An 18058-nucleotide genomic window follows, 5' to 3' on the forward strand; every position below is an offset into this window, starting at 1 on the left:
TCCGTAGTCAAACTCTATGAGGACGGGCCAGGGGGTAGAACCGCGCTCCTTACTGCTCGCTGCTTTTCTTCTTAAGGTAATTGTCGAGCCGTTCGAGCACCGCGGGAGCCAGATCGATGAGGCGATCGGCGATGCCGTTGGCGTCGACCGGCAGGAGGCGCACCTGTCCCTGGCCCACGACGAGAAAGCCCATGGGCTGCACGGATACGCCGGCCCCGCTTCCACCGCCGAAAGGATACGTGCTCGCGCCGTCGTCGCGCGCGATTTCAAACTCTCCGCCACCGGCGGCGAACCCGACCGCCACCTTGGAAATTGGAATAATGATTATCCCGTCAGGGGTCTCCACCGGGTCGCCGACCACGGTATTCACATCCACCATTTGCTTAATGCTCTCCATGGCCGTCTGCATCAGACCCTGGATGGGGTGCTGCTCCACCGGACTTCCCCCCTACATGTGCCGCGAGGCCCTTCAGGCCCGCGACTATAATATGGCCCAGGCGGATAGCCAGTATGCAGCGGATATCGGTGGCGAAAACGGGGCGGCCAAAGTCCGGTTTTACGGCCAGGCGGGGGTGGGCGCGGAAGTCGGTTAGGCGGGAGGTCAGGGTAAGGAGCGACCCCTTGACCGCCCAGGTGAGTCCGGTCAGTATCCCGGTCCGGTCGGCCGACTCGGTGCCGATGCGGGTACTCCAGTCCAGGTCCTCGATACGTATGCGGGGGGTAAGGTAGCAGATGCCGGCGCGGAAGGATTTGAAGACGTTATACCAGCGCAGAAACAGGACGGACAGGGGCAGTTCCCGGACCTCGCGGTCGACGGCGGTGGCCGGGGTATCGGTGGCGGAGCGGGATTTGAGGCGGATAGCGGGATTTCTCCCCAGGCCCGCCCGCAGGTCGAGCATCGGAACCTCCGCCCGGTAGAGGGGCAGGCCGAGCCATGAGACAAGCACAGCCACCCGGTCGTCTTCCCCCTCCCGGCGATAGGCCAGGTTAACCCGGAGGAAGGTCAGGGCGAGAAAAACCCCCGCCATCAGAAGCGCGGCGATTATCAGCAGGAAAAGCACGAAATCCTCCCTTCCTCCTCCTTTACCGTTCCCCCTACGAAACCTAAATGTGCATGACCTCCCGGACGATTTCCATCGTAGCGCGGGCGGCCGTACGGGCTTTTTCGGTCCCGGCGGCCAACACGTCGTCCAGGTAACGGGGTTGGGCCAGGAGCCGGCTGCGGCGCTGGCGGATCGGATCCAGTGCCCTGTTAAGGGCGGCCGAGAGTTCCTTTTTACAGGCCACGCATCCCACGCGCCCCGTGCGGCATTCCTCCTCGATCTCGGCCAGGCGGTCGGCGCTGTACAGGCTGTGAAGGGTATGCACCGTGCATACCTCCGGGTGGCCGGGGTCGTTCTTGCGGATGCGCGCCGGGTCCGTGATCATCATCCGGGCACGCCGGTCGACTTCTTCGACGGGCATGGCCAGGGCGATTTCGTTGCCATAGCTCTTGCTCATCTTGCGCCCGTCGGTCCCGGGGAGGACGGGCGTTTCCGTGAGGAGCGCCTTCGGCTCCGGGAAGACCTGGCCATAGAGGTAATTGAAACGCCGGGCGACCTCGCGGCAGAACTCCAGGTGCGGCAGTTGGTCCTGGCCGACGGGCACGGCATCGGCGCGGTAGATCAGGATGTCCGCCGCCTGCAACAAGGGGTACCCGAGAAAGCCGTAAGTATTGATATCCTTGCCCTGGGCGCCGAGCTGCTGCACCTGGTCCTTGTAGGTGGGCACACGTTCCAGCCAGGACAGGGGCGTGAACATTGAAAAGAGCAGGTGCAACTCGGCATGCTCCAGGATACGGGACTGGACGAAAACGGTGGCCTTCTCGGGGTCAATCCCGGCGGCAAGCCAGTCGGCGATCATCTCCCGGGTGTTTTCGCGCAGGGCGCTGGTATCCTCGTAGATGGTGGTCAGGGCATGCCAGTCGGCGGCGAAGAAAAAACACTCGTGTTTTTCCTGCAGAGCGATCCAGTTATGAAGTACGCTCAGGTGTCCAATGTGCAGGCGGCCGCTGGACCGCATGCCGCTAAGGATACGCATGGTTGGTTTATCTCATCCTTTCAAAGAGGTTGGAAATCCTGGCCGGTTACGCCGCCAGACCACGGGCCAGGTTGAAGAACATTTCAGCCAACGGAACGACGAAGAAGGTCAGGAACTTGCCGATTAGTCCCGTCACCATAAGGACCAGCAGGACAAGCACACCGTACTGCTCCAGAGCCACAAGCCACTCCTGCCGTCCGGGCAGCAGGCCCGCCAGGATCTTGGAACCGTCCAGGGGCGGTACCGGAATAAGGTTAAAAACGGCCAGCACGACATTAATATAGATCAACTGGTAGAGCAGCAGCAACCCGAAGCCTGACTGCATGTAATCAATCAAACCCAGTAGAACGGAAGCCGCGAGGGCCAGGACCAGGTTTGCCGCCGGGCCGGCGAGGGACACCAGTAGGAGGCCCTGCTTGACATTGCCCCGCAGGTTGTAGGGGTTGACCGGGACCGGCTTCGCCCAGCCGAAACCGGCGACAAAGAGCAAGAGCAGCCCCAGCCAGTCCACGTGGGCTACGGGGTTCAAGGTCAGCCTCCCCGCATAGCGGGCGGTATGGTCGCCGAGGCGGTCGGCAACGAAACCGTGGGCGTATTCGTGTACGGTGAGGGCCAGCATAATTGCCGGGACAAGGGCGATAATCTCGGCCAGGTTCGGCACATGAAACAAGGCTTATTCGCTCCTTCCCGCTATCTGCGCGGTCGCTGCGTTGGTCCCCGGGCCGTTGTCCAGCCCCATCACCCGCATTGCATAATCCAACTCTTCCTGCTTGTTCTTGACATGGCCCTCAAGCCTGGCCTGCCACACGGCATCCAAGGCCTTGCGGAACAAAGGGCCGGGGCGGTATCCGAGGCTCCTAATATCTTTGCCGGTAATGGAAGGTTTATGTTTCTTAAGAATGGCGGCGACATCGCGGAAACGGTACTGGAGCCGTTCTTCTTCGAGCATTACCAGGACCAGCGGATAGGCCTCCCGCGGTAGTTGAAGGTAAATACGGGCCAGGTTCACCAGGCTGGTATTGGGGGATGAAAAGCCGCGGACCGCCTGGCGCCAGCTTTCCAGGGCGGTCACCACGTTCTCCGTCTGGCGCCGGCCGATCTTGTAGCGGCTGCAGGTTTCCAGGACCAAGGGCATCGGCGAGGAGTGGAGAATGGCTGTAAAGTAGCAGAGCCAGAGTTCGGCCGGGGGAGGGACCTCCCACTCCTGGAGCCTCCGGATAACCCGGGGAATGCGGCCTACGACCGGCTGCACCTCCCAGTAGGTGACTTTGGGGAAAAGGTGCGGCCAGATGTTCAACTGCGCCAGGCGGGCCAGGGTGCGCGGCGTATAGTCCTTATCCAGCATCCGCTTCACCTCGGCCCATTGCTGCTCATCCGGCACGGTCCGCAGGGCACGTTCGGTCAGGGCTTCGCGCATCAGGGCCAGGGTCTGGCGCTCGATATTGAAACGGTAGCGCTGCTCATAACGGACTGCTCGCAGGATGCGGATAGGATCCTCAATGAAGCTCAGGTTGTGCAGTGCTCGGATCAGCCCGTGTTGGAGGTCGTCCCGTCCCCCGAAGTGGTCGATGACGTCGCCGAACCCCTCGGGGTTCAGGACAACCGCAATGGCGTTAATCGTGAAGTCCCGCCCGTAGAGTTCGTGGCGCAGGGGCGAATCGTCCACCCCGTCCAGCGGCTTGCCATAGGCGTCGAAGTGACGCCGGGCCATGGTAATGTCGAGCCGCGGTCCCTGCGGCAGGAACACCTGGGCCTTATCGATCGCCTCCGCCACCTTGAGTTTCCCGCCAAGGGCCGCGACGATCCTATCCCCCAGCGTCGCTCCATCGCAGTCTTCCACAACCAGATCGTAGTCCCGGCTGGGACGACCGAGAAGCGCGTCGCGGACCATGCCGCCCGTCAGGTAGACCCGGCACCCGAGATCCCGGCCGATGCGGCCGACAGTGCTCAGGATCCGCAGGGCCTCCGCGGAAAGGTTGCGGCGCAGGACCTCGGCCATATTCTGGTATCCCATCTCCTGTTGCGGGGAATTAAACAAGGTGCAAAAGCGCGGCTTGAACTTCTTGTGCAGGGTCTTGAGGATATCGGTGCGCGAGACAATGCCCGCAAGTTGATGGCCGTCAACGATGGGAAGACGCCCGATGTTATTCTCTATCATCAGATGCTGGATTTCGGTAAGGGGCGTGTCGGGGGCGGCGACCAGCACGTTCTTGGTCATAAAGGCCTTAACGGGGGCATGCCGCAGGTTATGGCGGTCGGCCTTTTCGACGTCCCGGCGGGAGATGATCCCCATGAGGTGGCCGTTTTCAACGACCGGCAGGCCGGTGTGCCCGTAGCGCAGCATAATCTGATTGGCCTCTTCCACCCGCATGTCGGGCGGAACCGACTTCACGGGACTGGACATGATCTCGCGGGCCGTGACCGGCGGGTGTATCAACATCCGGATGGTGTCCAGAAGCTCGTTGGCGATATGGTCCAGGCTCTGGCCCTTGATCGTCGCCGAAGCCGCCGCCGGATGGCCGCCTCCGCCGAAGTGGGACAGGATCTCGCGGACGTCGACCTCCGGGACGGAACTCCGGGCGACGATGTGCACCCGGTCCTCCATTTCAACGACGGAGAAGACGGCGTCGATGTGCTCGATCTCGCTCAGTTTATGGGTAAGAACGGCCAGCCCGCCGATGAACTCGTCCACGCTGCTGCGGGCGATCAGTATCTTCTGGCCGTTGACCAGATGGCGTTCCGCCGAAAGCAGGAGATGGCGCAGGAGTTCTTGCTGCTCGTCGGTTAGCGGGCGGGCCAGGAACCGGCCCACCAGGGCGAGGTTCGCCCCGAGACCGATCAGGTAGGCTGCCGCCTCGAGGTCACGCTGGGTGGTGTTGGTGTACAGAAGGCTCCCGGTATCCTCGTAGATACCAAGAGCCAGAACGGTGGCCTCGAAGGGGGTGACCGCGAGATTCCGCGCCCTGATTTCCTCTACGAGGAGGGTGGTGGCGGCTCCCACCGGTTCCACCAGTTCAAATTCACCCCGGATGTCTCCTTCCGCCCATGGGTGGTGGTCGAAGATATGGATCCTCAACCCCGGGTGTTCAGTAAGGGCGGCAAGCTTCGCCAGCCGCCTGGCGTTTTTGGTATCCACCAGGATCAACGTGTCGACGTCCCCGGGGCGCAGTTCACCCGGCTTGTGGAGGTCCAGGATATCCCGGTGAAGGGCTACGAACTCCTCCACGTTGCGTGCCAGTTTGCCCGGCAGGACAAGCTCGGCGTCCGGGTAGAGCTTCTGGGCCGCGACCATGGCCGCCAGCCCGTCGAAATCGGTATTCGTATGTGTCGTTATCAGTTTCAAAGCTCAAGCCTCTCCCCCTTGGTTGGTGGGAAGGTCGGGGCGCAGGCGAGCCGGAACCACGTCGTTACGCGTCAGATCGGCGTAGCTTTCACGGCGGACGACGAGTTCCGCCGTTCCATCCCGGGCAAGGATCATGGCCGGCCGCGGCAGGCGGTTATAATTTGACGCCATCGAGTAGGTGTAGGCTCCCGTAGCCGGTACGGCCAGGATGTCTCCAGGGTTCGGGGCGGGCAGCCGGATGTCCCATATCAGCATGTCCCCCGACTCGCAGCACTTTCCGGCAATAGATACCGGTTTGCCCGGGAGTTCCGTCATTCGGCTGGCCACCGCAGCCTCATAGCGAGCCTGGTAGAGCGCGGGCCGGGGGTTGTCGCCCATGCCGCCGTCCACGGCGACGTAAGTGCGAATCCCCGGGATTTCCTTCACGGCGCCGACGGTGTAAAGGGTCGTTCCGGCCGGTCCGATCAGTGAGCGGCCGGGTTCGACCATAATCCGCGGTAGGGGGAGGCTCAGCCCGGCGGCCGTGGCTTCGACGGTTCCACGGATGGTGCGGGCCAGATCGCCGATCGTGGGAGGCTCGTCACCCTCCACGTAATAGATGCCGAGCCCGCCGCCAAGGTTTAGTTCGGAAAGCGTCCATCCTGTGGCCTCGTGCGCCTTCCGGGCGAACTCAAGCATGACCCGGGCGGCGTCGGCAAAGGCCTGTAATTCAAAGATCTGGGAACCGATATGGCAATGAAGGCCGTGGAGGCGGATATGCGGCAGTGTAAGCGCCTGGCGCACGGCCTCCATGGCCTGGCCGGTCGCGACAGGAAAGCCGAACTTGGAGTCGACCTTTCCGGTCTGGATGTATTCGTGCGTGTGGGCTTCGATGCCGGGCTGCAGGCGGAGCAGGATGGACGCCGTCCGCCCCAGGTCGCCCGCCGTCCGGTTCAACCGGTCCAGTTCAAGGGCATTATCCACGACGAAGCGATGGACACCGGCCTCAAGGCCCATCCGGATCTCGGCCGGCGATTTATTGTTTCCGTGGAAGTAGATGCGCGAGGCCGGAAACTGCACCACGAGGGCGGTGTGCAACTCTCCGCCCGAGACGACGTCCAGCCCCAGTCCCTCCTCTTCGATGATCCGGCAGATAGCCGCGGTGAGCAGCGTCTTGCCGGCATAGATAACATGGTTGTCGGGGCCGAAGGCCGAGCGGTAGGTGCGGCAGTTGTCCCGTAGCAGGTTCTCATCGATGACGTAGAGCGGAGTACCGAAGGTCCGGGCCAGTTCGACGGCGTCGCAGCCGCCGATCTCCAAATGCCCGCGGTCGTTCACCCGCATGGTCCCGCGCAGCAACATCCATTAAGCCTCCTCGATGACAGGTAGCTTCTGGAGCGACCGGGCCAGGTCTTCTTCCGGCAGGGGGAAGTCGACCAGTTCCCCGGCGAGATAACTGTCGTAAGCACTGAGGTCGAAATGGCCGTGCCCGCTGAGATTGAAGACGATGGTCTTCGCCTCGCCCGCCTCGCGGCAGATAAGCGCCTCCTTGATGGCCACGGCGATGGCATGGGCCGACTCCGGTGCCGGGAGGATGGCTTCGTTATACGCAAACAGCAGGGCGGCCTTGAAGATCTCGGTCTGGTTGACGGCCTGCGCCTCGACATATCCGTCGGCTACGAGCTGGCACAAGAGCGGCGAATCCCCATGGTAGCGCAGGCCGCCGGCGTGAATGCCCGGCGGTATGAAATTCGTCCCCAGGGTATGCATGTAACAGAGTGGGGTGAGACCGGCCACGTCGCCAAAGTCGTAGGCCCGCAACCCGCGGGTCAGTGTGGGGCACGCCGTGGGTTCCACGGCGATGAAGCGCGTCGCCAGCCTCCCGCCGAGCTTGTCGGAGATGAACGGGAAGGCGAAACCGCCGAAGTTCGAGCCTCCCCCGACGCAACCGATGAGGATATCCGGCTGCTCGCCGGCTTTTTCAAGCTGTGCCTTGGCCTCCAGGCCGATTACCGATTGGTGCAGGATGACGTGGTTCAGGACACTGCCAAGGGAGTAGTTGGTGTCGGGCCTGATCGCGGCGTCTTCGACGGCTTCACTGATAGCAACGCCCAGGCTGCCCGGCGAGTCAGGGTCTTGTTCCAGGATCCGGCGTCCGGCGTTGGTGCGGGTACTGGGGCTGGCCAGAACCTCGGCACCGTAGACCTGCATCAAGGACCGGCGGTAGGGCTTCTGATGATAACTCACCTTGACCATATACACCGTGCATTCCAGGCCAAAAAACTTGCAGGCAATGGACAGGGCGCTGCCCCATTGTCCGGCTCCCGTCTCGGTAGCCAGGCGCTTGATGCCGGCCAGCTTGTTGTAGTAGACCTGGGCCACCGCCGTGTTCAGCTTGTGGCTGCCGGCCGGGCTGACACCCTCATGTTTGAAATAGATCCGGGCCGGTGTGTCTAAGGCCTTCTCCAGGCGGCGGGCACGGATCAATGGGCTGGGCCGCCACAGGCGGTAAATCTCCCGGATTTCCTCGGGGATCTCGATCCAGCGCTCGGTGGAAACCTCCTGCTTGATAAGTTCCATCGGGAAGATGGGCGCCAGGTCGTCCGGGCCGACGGGCTTCTTTGTGACCGGATGCAACGGGGGCTTTGGCAGGCGGGGCATGTCGGCCTGCACGTTGTACCAGGCGCGCGGGATTTCCTCTTCGCCGAGCAGAATCTTGGTAGCGGTCATCTCTGAACTCCTCTCCTCTCATTCTCCTGCGCCAGGGGCACCGGCCCCAGACACTTACCAACATTTTAACGACCCCATACCCCTTTGACAAGGCACCACGACCCAGGACACCAAACAAAGAAAGGACGCGGTCCATCTTGTACGGTGACCGCGTCCTTTTTGTGAATTGATGACCAATGCTAACCTTTGGGCCGGAAGATGACGGCCGTCAGGTAGCCGAAGACGACGGCGGCGGTAATTCCCGGGGCCGCGGTGGCCAATCCGCCGGTGAAGGCGCCGATGAGGCCCTGCTGCTGCGCTCCTTTGATCGATCCCTGCGCCAGGAGGTGGCCGAACCCGGTGAGCGGCACGGTCGCTCCGGCCCCCGCGAAATCGACTAGAGGCTGGTAAAGGCCGAGCCCCGAGATAATCACCCCGGCGGTGACAAAGCCGACGAGGATATGGGCCGGGGTCACTTTGTAGTTGGTCAGGTCCATCAACAACTGGCCGATGGCGCAGAATAGCCCCCCGATAATGAAGGCTTTGAGGAAGATCATGCTTTCATCCCCCCGTCAGCCCGCCTGGACGACCACCCCGTGTCCGATGGCGGGAATGGTCTCGCCCTGCTTGGCGGTGATGGCGCTGAGGAGAGCGCCGGTTCCCACCCCCAGCAGGCGGTTGATCCGCTTTTGCTGCAACTGCTGCATCAGGTGGCCGCAGAACACGGCGGCCGAGCAGGCGCAGCCGCTGCCGCCGGCATGGGTGTCCTGTTTGGCCTGGTCGTAAATGAGGATGCCGCAGTCTTCAAGTTTGCCGCCCAGGTCGTAGCCGTGATCCTGAAGAATCTTGGCGGCGATACCCCGGCCGTAGTGTCCGAGGTCTCCGGTAACCACTATATCGAAGGCTGCGCCACCGCGTGCGGTATCGCGCAAGTGGCTGATGATGGTATCGGCTGCCGCCGGGGCCATCGCCGAGCCGAAATCGCTTGGATCCCCGATACCCAGGTCGATTACGCGTCCGACCGTGGCATGGGTGATCACCGGCCCGCTTCCTCCCGTCCCAGGGCGCGCCAGAATCGCCGCTCCTGCTCCGGTCACCGTCCACTGGGCGGTCATAGGGCGCTGCACACCCTGCTCGGTCGGGAAGCGAAACTGGCGCTCCGCCGTGCAGCAATGGGACGAGGTGGCGACCAGTACCCGGTCGGCGAAGCCGCCGTCCACGATCATTGCCCCCAGAGCGAGACCTTCGAAGAAGCTTGAGCAGGCCCCATAGAGTCCCAGGAAAGGAATCCCCAACTGACGAGCCGTGAAACCGGAAGCGGTGATCTGATTGCAGAGGTCGCCGGCCAGAAAGAAGTCGACCTCGTCCGGTTTTAGGCTGGCCTTTGCCAGAACCTTGTTTACGGCGTCCTCCAGGTAGCGGCGTTCAGCCTTTTCCCAGGTTTTCTCCCCGTGATAAGGGTCCTCAATAACCTTATCAAAGGTGTTGCCCAGGGGTCCCCGGCCCTCTTTGGCACCGACGGCGGTGGCAGTGGCAATGATTACCGGAGGGTACTGGAAAGTCACCGTCTGGCCCTGCTTCTTGGGCCCCGCCACAGGTCTCCACCTCCTGCGTTAGCGGATCAAAAGATAGATTAGCCCCATAATCCATCCGGCGACGATGCCGAAGACGAGAATCGGACCGGCGATGGTGAAGAGGCGCGCTCCCACGCCGAGGACCAAACCCTCGGCTTTGGCCTCCAAGGCCGGTGCGACCATGGAGTTGGCAAAGCCGGTAATCGGGACGATGGTTCCCGCACCGGCGTAGCGGGCGATCTCGTCGTACACACCAAGGCCCGTCAGCAGGGCGGCGAGAAATATCAGGGTGATCGACGTGGCCGTCCCGGCCGCCAGGGGTGCCAGGCCCAGACCCTGGAAAAACAGCAGAAGGGCCTGGCCGAGTATGGTGATCAGGCCGCCGACGGCGAAGGCCCAGATGGTGTTCCGCAGGACCGGAGGCTTCGGCTTCATCCGGTCACTGATGCGCATGTATTCGTCGCGCTGGGTATCCAGGGGCTTGGATAAGTCAACCTTCAGTCCCAGTCACCTCCTTATCCCCGGGTTGTGGAAAGAGGGACACCTGCGGGGTGTCCCTAATCGATGTAGGCCACCTTTAGGTTGGCCTTATATTCGGTTACTTTCCCGTTTTCCACGTTGGCGGTGAAGTTCACCACCTCTACTCCGGTGATTTTGCCGAGCGTCCGCGAGGCTTCATCGACGGCGCCCTGGACGGCTCCGCGCCAACCGTCGGGCGATTCCCCGACCAGTTCGGCCACCTTGACGTGCATCTGCTCATTCCCTCCTCGTGCTCAAGTTGGTGATACTTCTATTGTTCCGGCGCCGGAGGAGTTTAATGCACGTTCATCCCATATGCCGGGAAAGGGGCTTGCCGGCCCGCTGCTCGAAATGGTTGCTACTGAGTGCGACAGAGCATCCGCAGCTTGTGCAGGGCCTCCCGCTCAAGACGTGAGACCTGAACCTGTGAAAGGCCGAGACGGCGGGCGACCTCGGCCTGTGTCAATTCCTCAAAGAACCGCCAGATGATAATCTGGCGCGTACGTTCGGGCAATCCTTCCAGCAGACGGTCCAGGTCGATCCGTTCGGCCCACGTGTCCTCGCCGTCTCCCCGGTGGTGCACCTGGTCCATAATGTATATCGGGTCGCCTTCCTCCTGGTGCAGTATGTCATACAGTGAGGCCGGGGGTTGGGCGGCGTCCAGGGCGGCTACCAGTTCATCACGCGGCACCTTAAGGGCATCGGCGATTTCACCGATGGTTGGTTCGCGGGAAAGCTCGGCGGCGAGCCGCTCACGGACGTTTTGGACCTTCCACGCCAGCTCTTTCAAGGAACGGCTCACGCGAACCGGCGTGTCATCGCGCAGGAAACGCCGGATTTCGCCGATAATCATTGGAACGGCATAGGTCGAGAACTTGACCTTGAAACGGAGGTCGAACTTGTCTATAGCTTTGATGAGCCCGATACAGCCGATCTGAAAAAGGTCATCATGGTCGTAACCACGGCCTTCGAAGCGCCGGATGACGTTGCACACCAGCTTAAGGTTGGCGTTAATGAGAGTCTCCCGGGCGATGACGTCGCCCTTATGGGCCAGCTTGATCAGGCGGCGGGTCTCCCGGTCGGTCAGGAGAGGCCGGTTCGGGATGTTAAGGTCAATGCGCGCGCGCATGCTCACCGCGTTCGATCCGCTTTGTCAGCCGGACCCGGGTTCCCTGGCCGGGAGCGGAAATAACCTCCACCGTGTCCATGAAGGATTCCATAAAGGCGAAGCCCAGTCCGAGCCGCTCGGGGGTACTGGTAAAACCGGGGACTTGGGCCTGCGTGACGTCCTGAATGCCCTCGCCCTCGTCCTCGACCATGACCTCGAGCCCGTGTTCGGTCAGTATGGCATCCAGGCGGACCGTTTCTCCCGAGCGTTCCCGGTAACCGTGGATTATGGCGTTTGAGACCGCCTCCGAAACGGCGCCTTTGATATCGTCAAGCTCGGACACCGTGAAATCCAGTTGCGAGGCGAGGGCCGCCACGGCCACGCGGGCCAGGCCGACGTTTTCGGGCCGGCTGTCGAACGCCATCCGTAACCGGTTCTTTATCTTAACCATTGTTGCTCCCCTCTCCCCCCGCCAGGCCGGCCAGGGCTTCGGCCTCGGAGTCGTAAAGGCGGCTGAGCCGCGTCAGCCCGGAAAACTCCAGGACACGCCGCACAGCGGGTGACACGCCGACCAGGGCCATAGATCCGCCCTGTCCCGTGATGCGCTTGTACCGCCCGAGGATGACGCCCAGCCCGGAACTGTCCAGGAAAGTGACATCGGACATATTCAGGATCAGGTTCCGTGCCCGACTGCGGTCCAGTTCCCGTTCCAGATGGCGGCGCAAATTGTCGGTGACCCGCAGGTCGATTTCTCCCCCCAGGCGGGCAATGAGGGTCTCGTTTCTGACGTCAAAGGCAGGTTCCAACGGTTCTTATCCCTCCCCCGCATGGTTTTTGCTTTTCCTTTCGCCACCGGGAAAGAGAATCCTGCTAAATTATTCCAATAGACCCCGACAAAAATATGGGGCGGACCGTACCGGGCCTGCCCCGTACTGCGTCAGTTTACCCGAGGATGTGGCGGCTTATCTTCCACCATTGCTGGATGAATGTTGCCCGGGGAACGCTCCGCGTTGCCACTATGGGAACGCGGCGGAGTTCGTGACCGTCTTTTGTCAGGACGTAGTCCCCGACTTTTTGGCCTTTGCGCACGGGGGCTGTCAGGCGCACGGGGATCTCAATACGTGAACCGATCCCTTTTGTCTCGCCCTTTGGAACGACGACCGCCGCTTCATTGGCCACGGCCAGGTCGACACTGGGCGCAGTGCCTTTTTCCACCGGAACGGTTTTAATCTTTTGTCCTTCCTTGGCCAGGAGCAGGCCCTGGTAACGGGCGAAACCCCAGTTAAAAAGCTTCATCGACTCCTGGAAATGGCTCTTCGGTTCCGGGCAGCCCAGAACCACGGCGATAAGTCTCAGGTTGTCCCGCCTGGCGCTGGAAGCCAGGCAGAACTGTGCTTCATTCGTCCAACCGGTCTTGCCGGCGTCGGCGCCCCGGTACCACCATAAGAGCTTGTTGGTATTCCAGCACTTAAACTTGCCGCCGCGCAGGTCATACTCCTTGAGCCGGGAGACCTCGCGTATAATTGGATGGCGCAAAGCCTCGCGCAGGATTACGGCCTGGTCGTAGGCCGAGGAATACTGGCCCTCGTCAGGCAACCCGGTGGTATTGACATAATGGGTGTTGGTGAGCCCGAGCGCGTGGACCTTTTCGTTCATTTGCTGGACAAAGGCCTCTTCGCTCCCGGCCAGGTGCTCGGCCACGGCCACGCTGGCGTCATTGGCCGATGCCGTGGCAATGGAGATCAGCATCTCGCGGAACGTGAACTGCTCCTGGGGAGCGAGAAAGATCTGCGAGCCGCCCATCCCTGAGGCGTGTTCGCTGGCTTCCACCATGTCCTCCAGCCGTACTTTGCCTTTTTCCAGCGCCTCGGCGGACAGGAGCAGCGTCATAATCTTGGTGACCGAGGCAATCGGCTGGCGGCGGTTAGGCTCCTTTGAAAAAAGAACCTGTCCGGTGACCGCGTCCATCAGCAGGGCGGACGCCGCCTTTGTTTCCAAAGGTGCTTTGCCGGGGGTGATGACCTTCTCTGCCGATGCTGCGGGGGCCAGAGTGAAGACGAGGATTGCTGTCAGAACAAGGGCGAGCAACCGCCTGCGCATCGTAATACCTGCCTCCCTTATGCTGTTTCTCCATTGTATTATGTACCGGCGGCGAAAGGAAATACGGAGACAGGGGTCGGTTGGAGACTTAGGCGAGGCTTGACTCGGTACCGGTGTAAACCCTATAATGAAAGGTGCACGGGGGATTAGTTCAATGGTAGAACAGCGGTCTCCAAAACCGTCGATGTGGGTTCGACTCCTGCATCCCCCGCCATATGAAACGACAGGCAGTTCCAATATGTTGGAACTGCCTTTTCATATGAGCCTTATGAATTCTTACTAGGCCTCTTTGCCGGCTTTCCTCTCGTTTTCCAGGGCGGTGTCCAGGGCCTGGTTGGTGAGGGCCAGCAGCCGGGTGGAGTAGTCGCGGCACAGGGCCTCGGTATGGATGTAATCAAACCCGTAGGGCAGAAGGTTTAAGGCGATAATCGATCCAAAGGCCTGGGCGTAGTTGGGGGCCGTGACGTAGTGGCGGAAACGCCTGGTGATGTCCTTAGAACCATCAAGGGTGACATACCGGCGGGCCGTTCCATCAGTAACCCGGTCGTTCAGGGTCTTGCCCTGACCGTCGAAGGCGGCATCCGGAAGCTCGGCCAGGCCCAAGGCGCGGAAGGACCTGTCCAATCGGGCGGCATAGGCATCACGAAAGGCCCGCAGGGCCTCGGGATCGGGTTGGGGCTTGGTGCGGCCCTCGGCCGGCTTGCGCAGCAGCCAGTTGGCCCGGGTGGTGGCGAGGTGGAAGGTATAGACACCAAATTCCCACAGGAGCTGGCGGCGAGCCTCCTCGAAGTAGTCCTGGTCCAGGTCGGGGAACTCCCCGGTACGTTCGTTAACAAGGTTATTGTACGACTCGAAAAAACCTTCGGGGTACATTCCCTGCGTCAGCCCGCCCATCACCAGGTCACAGGTCTGTTCCGCCAGGTTGCGGGCGCGTTCGGTGTTCGACACGAGATCGGTACCTCCTTGTGTCACTTCAACGTAGGAGCCCCTCGGCAAGGGCCTGCAGGTTATACCGCATAAGCCTCAGATAGCTGTCTCTTCCGGGCAGACCGGGACCGCCGAGGGGATCCAGGATGATGACGCGGCCCCCCAACTCGGCGGCGATGACCCGGGCGGTTTGGGTGTTTAACTGCGGCTCGGCGAGGACGGTGGACGCTTTTGCGACGCGGGCGGTGTCAACGACGCCGGCGATCCACTTGGCCGACGGTTCCTTGCCGGGAAAGGCCTCCACCACGGCCACCTGTTCAAGCCCGTAACGGCGTGCCAGATAAGTCCAGGCGGCGTGGACGGAGACGAACCGCCGGTCCGTAATCGTCCCGACAGTGGTGCGGAAGCTTTCGTCCAAGGCCTCCAAGGCCGACTGGTAGTCCCGGAGGCGGGCGGCAAAGTAATCGCGGTTTTCCGGCGCGGCCTCGGTCAGGGCCCGGGCGACGGCCGGCGCGATGTGATCATGCACCAGGACGGGGTCCAGCCAGACGTGCGGATTCACACCGTGATGGTCATGATCGGAGCCGGCCTCCGGCCCATCCTCCCCGTGAGCCTCGCCGCTGTTTTGCTCGGTAATGAGGGCGGAGGCGGGGATGGTCTCAAGCACGGCCACGTCCACGCGGTCGCCACGGCCGCCATCTCCCAAGCGTGCCGCCCAGTCGTCCAGGCCGGGCCCGACGCTGATGAAGACGCGCGCCGCCGTGAGACCGCGCATCTGTTCAGGCGTCGGCTCGAAGGTGTGCGGGCTGGCCCCCGGGGGCAGAAGCGTGACGACCTCGACCCGTTCTCCGCCGATTTGGTGCGCTATGTCGGCCAGCGGGAAGATCGTGGCCGCCACCTTGAGTACCTTGGAGTCGTGGCTTCCACTGTCGGCGGGAGAACCAGCGGCGCAGCCGACAAGGATAACCAGAGCGGTGACAAGGACAAGGGTCATAAGACCGTGCCGACAGCCCATCGCCATCCGGAGCCCCCTCCCGATCAGTGTTTGAAGAGGTGTTTATCCCATCCCCTATCTAACTATACCCGTCGGGTGTCAGTCAAGAGGACAAACGGCACAGAAAACTATTGACGCCATGTGTCGCAGATGGTAGATTCATCATAATTACATAGCCTGAAGGCGATGACGGAGGAAAGTAGGGCGTCCGGAACTCACAGGGAGGAAGGGTCGCCGACTGCAAGCCTTTCCAGGGAAGGCGCACCGAAGTTCCCTCCGGAGCCGCCACCTGAACGGGGGATGTCGGGGATCAGGGAGGCTTTTTGAGTCGCTTTGCGATCCGACCTCCTCTCCAGTAGACGTGGCCGGGGACTTCCGCCGTTAAAAGGAAGAGGGGTTACGCGGTACCGTTACGAGTACCGTTTTGACCCTTGGAGCGGGCCTTCGGGCCAAACAGGGTGGTACCACGGAAGACCTTTCGTCCCTGACGGACGAAAGGTCTTTTTTAGTATGGCGGGTTCTGTCGTGACGATGAGAGAACGTTAAGGGAGGGGATATCCGGCAACCCTTCAGGGAGAGGCTTTCCAACGCTGCCGACAGTCTATTGCGAGGAGGAATTGAAAGGATGAGGAAACGAAATCCAGTTGTCATTGCCTTCTGTCTTCTTGCGGCCTTGTTGCTCCTGGGTGCCGGTTGCTCCCCGAAGACCGGGGCGCCTGCCAAGGGGGAGCTTGAGCCCTATAAGATCGGTGCCGTGATTGACATCAGCGGTTCGGCTGCATCACTCGGCGAACCCGAAAGGGACACTCTGGAGATGCTTGTTGAAGAGCTGAACGCCAAGGGAGGAATCGACGGACATCCTGTTGATCTCGTTATCCTTGACAACAAGTCTAACGAGACGGAGGCCGTGTTGGCCGCCAAGAGACTGATCGACCAGGACAAGGTACTGGCTGTCCTCGGGTGCAGCACGAGTGGCCCCACGTTGGCGATGTTGGACACCATACAGAAGGCCAACGTGCCGCTGATTTCCCTGGCGGCTTCGGCCAAGATCGTGGAACCGGTCGGCGAGCGGCGGTGGGTGTTCAAGACGGCCCAGAGCGATATCCTTGTTGCCAACAAGATCGCCCGTTATCTTTTGGAAAAGGGCCTCAAGGACGTCGCCTTCCTCTCAATGAACAACGCTTACGGCGACTCCGGTCGTGAGTGTTTTGAAAAGGCGGCCGCCGACATGGGACTCAATATCGTGGTCAAAGAGAAGTTCGAGGCCACAGATAAGGATATGACATCCCAGATCGCCAAAGTTAAGGCCTCGAAGGCGCAGGCGACAGTAGTGTGGGCCATTCCGCCGTCGGCGGCCATCGTTACCAAGAACTACCATGACATGGGACTGCAAATACCTCTCATCCACACCCACGGCATCGGCAACAAAGCCTTTATTGATCTGGCCGGTGAGGCTGCCGACGGCGTGATCCTCCCTGTAGGGAAGATCCTGGTGGCCGAACAGCTTCCTGACAACGACCCGCAGAAGCAAGTTCTGCTGGAGTACATTGCCGCTTACGGGAAAAAGTACAATGAGCGTCCCAGCACTTTCGGCGGCCATGCGCACGACGGTTTCAGTCTAGCGGTTAAGGCTCTTGCCGAAGCCGGACCGGACCGGGCCAAAATCCGTGACGCCTTGGAAAGCATAACCGGTTACGCGGGGATCAGCGGTGTGTTCACTCTTTCACCCCGGGACCATAACGGGTTGGGCGAAGATTCCATGGTAATGGTCGAAATCAGAGACGGAAAATGGCAACTCATGACACAATAAGTTCGGAGGACTGAGCGAATTGGGCGTCGACGGGCAGTTTATTCAGTATCTGTTTTCCGGGCTTACCGTGGGAAGCATTTATGCCTTAATCGCCCTGGCGTTGGTGGTCACCTTTAACATCACCGGGATCTTCAACCTGGCGATCGGTGAATTCGTGACCATCGGCGTCCTGACCGCGGTAAGCCTCCGGGAGGCCGGTTGTCCCGATATCATGGCCTATGCCTTGGCAGTGATCATAGCCGGCGTGATCGGTGCGGCCATGGAGCGGAGCACCGTCCACCGTGCTCGTAATGCTTCCGTTCTGACGCTCATCATCATAACCATCGGCGTTGCCATCGCTCTTCGGGGTGCGGCCCTTCTCATATGGGGCACGCACCCCTACACCTTGCATCCCTTTATCAAGGCTGCGCCGATAAGTGTCGGCGGGGCGACCATCGTTCCTCAAAGTCTGCTGGTCCTTTGCCTGGCCATGGTCGCGGTGGGGATACTTTTCGCCTTCTTCGACTTGACTTACGCCGGGAAAGCGGTGCGTGCGGCAATGGTCAACCCGACAGCGGCCCGCCTTGTCGGCATCAATCCGGAACGCCTGTCGCTTTTGGCCTTCAGCTTCAGCGGGGTAATAGCCGCTCTGGCGGGCATCTTTATCGCCCCTATCACCACAGCCACATACGACATGGGTTTCATGCTGGGTTTAAAAGGTTTCGTCGCGGCCATTCTAGGCGGGGTCACGAATGTCAACGGAGCGATCGTCGGTGGCCTGCTGCTGGGGATCATTGAAGCCTTCGCCGCGGGAACCTTATCCTCCGGGCTTAAAGACGCGGTGGCGATGGCGGTAATGATCCTGGTGCTACTCACCCGCCCCACCGGTATCCTCGGATCAACCAGAAACGGCGGCTAGGAAGAATATGGGGTGATG

19 protein-coding genes and 1 tRNA gene are annotated in these 18058 nt (G+C 61.4%); 3 read left to right on the forward strand and 17 right to left on the reverse strand.

Going from position 1 to position 18058, the window contains the following annotated elements; translation table 11 throughout:
• Positions 1-49: 49 nt before the first annotated feature.
• From ytfJ to QMC81_02425, 15 genes are all read right to left on the reverse strand, one after another.
• Positions 50-436, reverse strand: coding sequence for a GerW family sporulation protein (gene ytfJ, locus QMC81_02355; protein MDI6906318.1), 387 nt, complete (start codon positions 434-436; stop codon positions 50-52).
• Positions 384-1061 (reverse strand): DUF2953 domain-containing protein, encoded by a 678-nt coding sequence (locus tag QMC81_02360; protein MDI6906319.1) that lies wholly within the window; start codon positions 1059-1061, stop codon positions 384-386. The genes ytfJ and QMC81_02360 overlap by 53 nt, the downstream gene beginning before the upstream one ends.
• A 43-nt stretch (positions 1062-1104) precedes the next feature.
• Positions 1105-2079: a tryptophan--tRNA ligase gene (trpS, locus tag QMC81_02365; GenBank protein ID MDI6906320.1), complete on the reverse strand. Its 975-nt coding sequence runs from the start codon at positions 2077-2079 to the stop codon at positions 1105-1107.
• A 46-nt stretch (positions 2080-2125) separates the two neighbouring features.
• Positions 2126-2740 (reverse strand): site-2 protease family protein, encoded by a 615-nt coding sequence (locus tag QMC81_02370; protein MDI6906321.1) that lies wholly within the window; start codon positions 2738-2740, stop codon positions 2126-2128.
• 12 nt (positions 2741-2752) lie between these two features.
• A complete protein-coding gene (locus QMC81_02375) occupies positions 2753-5422 on the reverse strand; it encodes a CBS domain-containing protein (protein MDI6906322.1) in 2670 nt (889 codons plus the stop codon).
• Between the two features lie 3 nt (positions 5423-5425).
• Positions 5426-6760, reverse strand: a complete 1335-nt coding sequence (gene lysA, locus QMC81_02380) for a diaminopimelate decarboxylase (protein MDI6906323.1) — start codon at positions 6758-6760, stop codon at positions 5426-5428.
• Between the two features lie 6 nt (positions 6761-6766).
• Entirely contained in the window at positions 6767-8131 is a 1365-nt protein-coding gene (locus QMC81_02385) for a TrpB-like pyridoxal phosphate-dependent enzyme (GenBank protein ID MDI6906324.1), read from the reverse strand.
• A 179-nt stretch (positions 8132-8310) separates the two neighbouring features.
• Positions 8311-8667, reverse strand: coding sequence for a stage V sporulation protein AE (gene spoVAE, locus QMC81_02390; protein ID MDI6906325.1), 357 nt, complete (start codon positions 8665-8667; stop codon positions 8311-8313).
• 15 nt (positions 8668-8682) lie between these two features.
• Entirely contained in the window at positions 8683-9705 is a 1023-nt protein-coding gene (spoVAD, locus tag QMC81_02395) for a stage V sporulation protein AD (GenBank protein ID MDI6906326.1), read from the reverse strand.
• 18 nt (positions 9706-9723) lie between these two features.
• A complete protein-coding gene (spoVAC, locus tag QMC81_02400) occupies positions 9724-10137 on the reverse strand; it encodes a stage V sporulation protein AC (protein ID MDI6906327.1) in 414 nt (137 codons plus the stop codon).
• A gap of 104 nt (positions 10138-10241) precedes the next feature.
• Positions 10242-10436 carry a dodecin family protein gene (locus QMC81_02405; GenBank protein MDI6906328.1) on the reverse strand — a complete coding sequence of 65 codons (195 nt, stop codon included), beginning with the start codon at positions 10434-10436 and terminating at the stop codon, positions 10242-10244.
• A 125-nt stretch (positions 10437-10561) separates the two neighbouring features.
• On the reverse strand, positions 10562-11332 hold the full coding sequence (gene sigF / locus QMC81_02410; GenBank protein MDI6906329.1) for an RNA polymerase sporulation sigma factor SigF: 771 nt from the start codon (positions 11330-11332) through the stop codon (positions 10562-10564).
• Positions 11316-11762: an anti-sigma F factor gene (gene spoIIAB, locus QMC81_02415; GenBank protein ID MDI6906330.1), complete on the reverse strand. Its 447-nt coding sequence runs from the start codon at positions 11760-11762 to the stop codon at positions 11316-11318. Before spoIIAB ends, sigF begins: the two co-directional genes overlap by 17 nt.
• Positions 11755-12117: an anti-sigma F factor antagonist gene (gene spoIIAA, locus QMC81_02420; protein MDI6906331.1), complete on the reverse strand. Its 363-nt coding sequence runs from the start codon at positions 12115-12117 to the stop codon at positions 11755-11757. The genes spoIIAB and spoIIAA overlap by 8 nt, the downstream gene beginning before the upstream one ends.
• A gap of 136 nt (positions 12118-12253) precedes the next feature.
• Positions 12254-13411, reverse strand: coding sequence for a D-alanyl-D-alanine carboxypeptidase family protein (locus QMC81_02425; GenBank protein MDI6906332.1), 1158 nt, complete (start codon positions 13409-13411; stop codon positions 12254-12256).
• Between the two features lie 140 nt (positions 13412-13551).
• On the opposite strand from QMC81_02425, the gene QMC81_02430 reads away from it, so the two are divergent.
• Positions 13552-13625, forward strand: a tRNA-Trp gene (locus tag QMC81_02430).
• A 65-nt stretch (positions 13626-13690) separates the two neighbouring features.
• Here the strand turns inward: QMC81_02430 and QMC81_02435 are convergent.
• Both QMC81_02435 and QMC81_02440 read right to left on the reverse strand, forming a co-directional pair.
• Positions 13691-14359: a hypothetical protein gene (locus QMC81_02435; protein MDI6906333.1), complete on the reverse strand. Its 669-nt coding sequence runs from the start codon at positions 14357-14359 to the stop codon at positions 13691-13693.
• A gap of 25 nt (positions 14360-14384) precedes the next feature.
• Complete coding sequence (locus tag QMC81_02440; protein ID MDI6906334.1) at positions 14385-15359, reverse strand: metal ABC transporter substrate-binding protein; 975 nt, start codon at positions 15357-15359, stop codon at positions 14385-14387.
• Between the two features lie 598 nt (positions 15360-15957).
• On the opposite strand from QMC81_02440, the gene QMC81_02445 reads away from it, so the two are divergent.
• Both QMC81_02445 and QMC81_02450 read left to right on the forward strand, forming a co-directional pair.
• Positions 15958-17142 carry an ABC transporter substrate-binding protein gene (locus QMC81_02445; GenBank protein ID MDI6906335.1) on the forward strand — a complete coding sequence of 395 codons (1185 nt, stop codon included), beginning with the start codon at positions 15958-15960 and terminating at the stop codon, positions 17140-17142.
• Between the two features lie 19 nt (positions 17143-17161).
• A complete protein-coding gene (locus tag QMC81_02450; GenBank protein MDI6906336.1) occupies positions 17162-18040 on the forward strand; it encodes a branched-chain amino acid ABC transporter permease in 879 nt (292 codons plus the stop codon).
• Positions 18041-18058 lie beyond the last annotated feature (18 nt).

It is taken from the genome of Thermoanaerobacterales bacterium (assembly GCA_030019475.1).
GTDB lineage: Bacteria > Bacillota > Desulfotomaculia > Desulfotomaculales > JASEER01 > JASEER01.

Excerpts from the sequence above, each read along its gene's own strand:
- trpS (MDI6906320.1), bottom strand. The coding sequence starts at position 2,079 with ATGCGTATCCTTAGCGGCATGCGGTCCAGCGGCCGCCTGCACATTGGA.
- QMC81_02385 (MDI6906324.1), bottom strand. The coding sequence starts at position 8,131 with ATGACCGCTACCAAGATTCTGCTCGGCGAAGAGGAAATCCCGCGCGCC.
- spoVAE (MDI6906325.1), bottom strand. The coding sequence starts at position 8,667 with ATGATCTTCCTCAAAGCCTTCATTATCGGGGGGCTATTCTGCGCCATC.
- spoVAC (MDI6906327.1), bottom strand. The coding sequence starts at position 10,137 with ATGCGCATCAGTGACCGGATGAAGCCGAAGCCTCCGGTCCTGCGGAAC.
- QMC81_02405 (MDI6906328.1), bottom strand. The coding sequence starts at position 10,436 with ATGCACGTCAAGGTGGCCGAACTGGTCGGGGAATCGCCCGACGGTTGG.
- sigF (MDI6906329.1), bottom strand. The coding sequence starts at position 11,332 with ATGCGCGCGCGCATTGACCTTAACATCCCGAACCGGCCTCTCCTGACC.
- spoIIAB (MDI6906330.1), bottom strand. The coding sequence starts at position 11,762 with ATGGTTAAGATAAAGAACCGGTTACGGATGGCGTTCGACAGCCGGCCC.
- QMC81_02425 (MDI6906332.1), bottom strand. The coding sequence starts at position 13,411 with ATGCGCAGGCGGTTGCTCGCCCTTGTTCTGACAGCAATCCTCGTCTTC.
- QMC81_02440 (MDI6906334.1), bottom strand. The coding sequence starts at position 15,359 with ATGGCGATGGGCTGTCGGCACGGTCTTATGACCCTTGTCCTTGTCACC.
- QMC81_02445 (MDI6906335.1), top strand. The coding sequence starts at position 15,958 with ATGAGGAAACGAAATCCAGTTGTCATTGCCTTCTGTCTTCTTGCGGCC.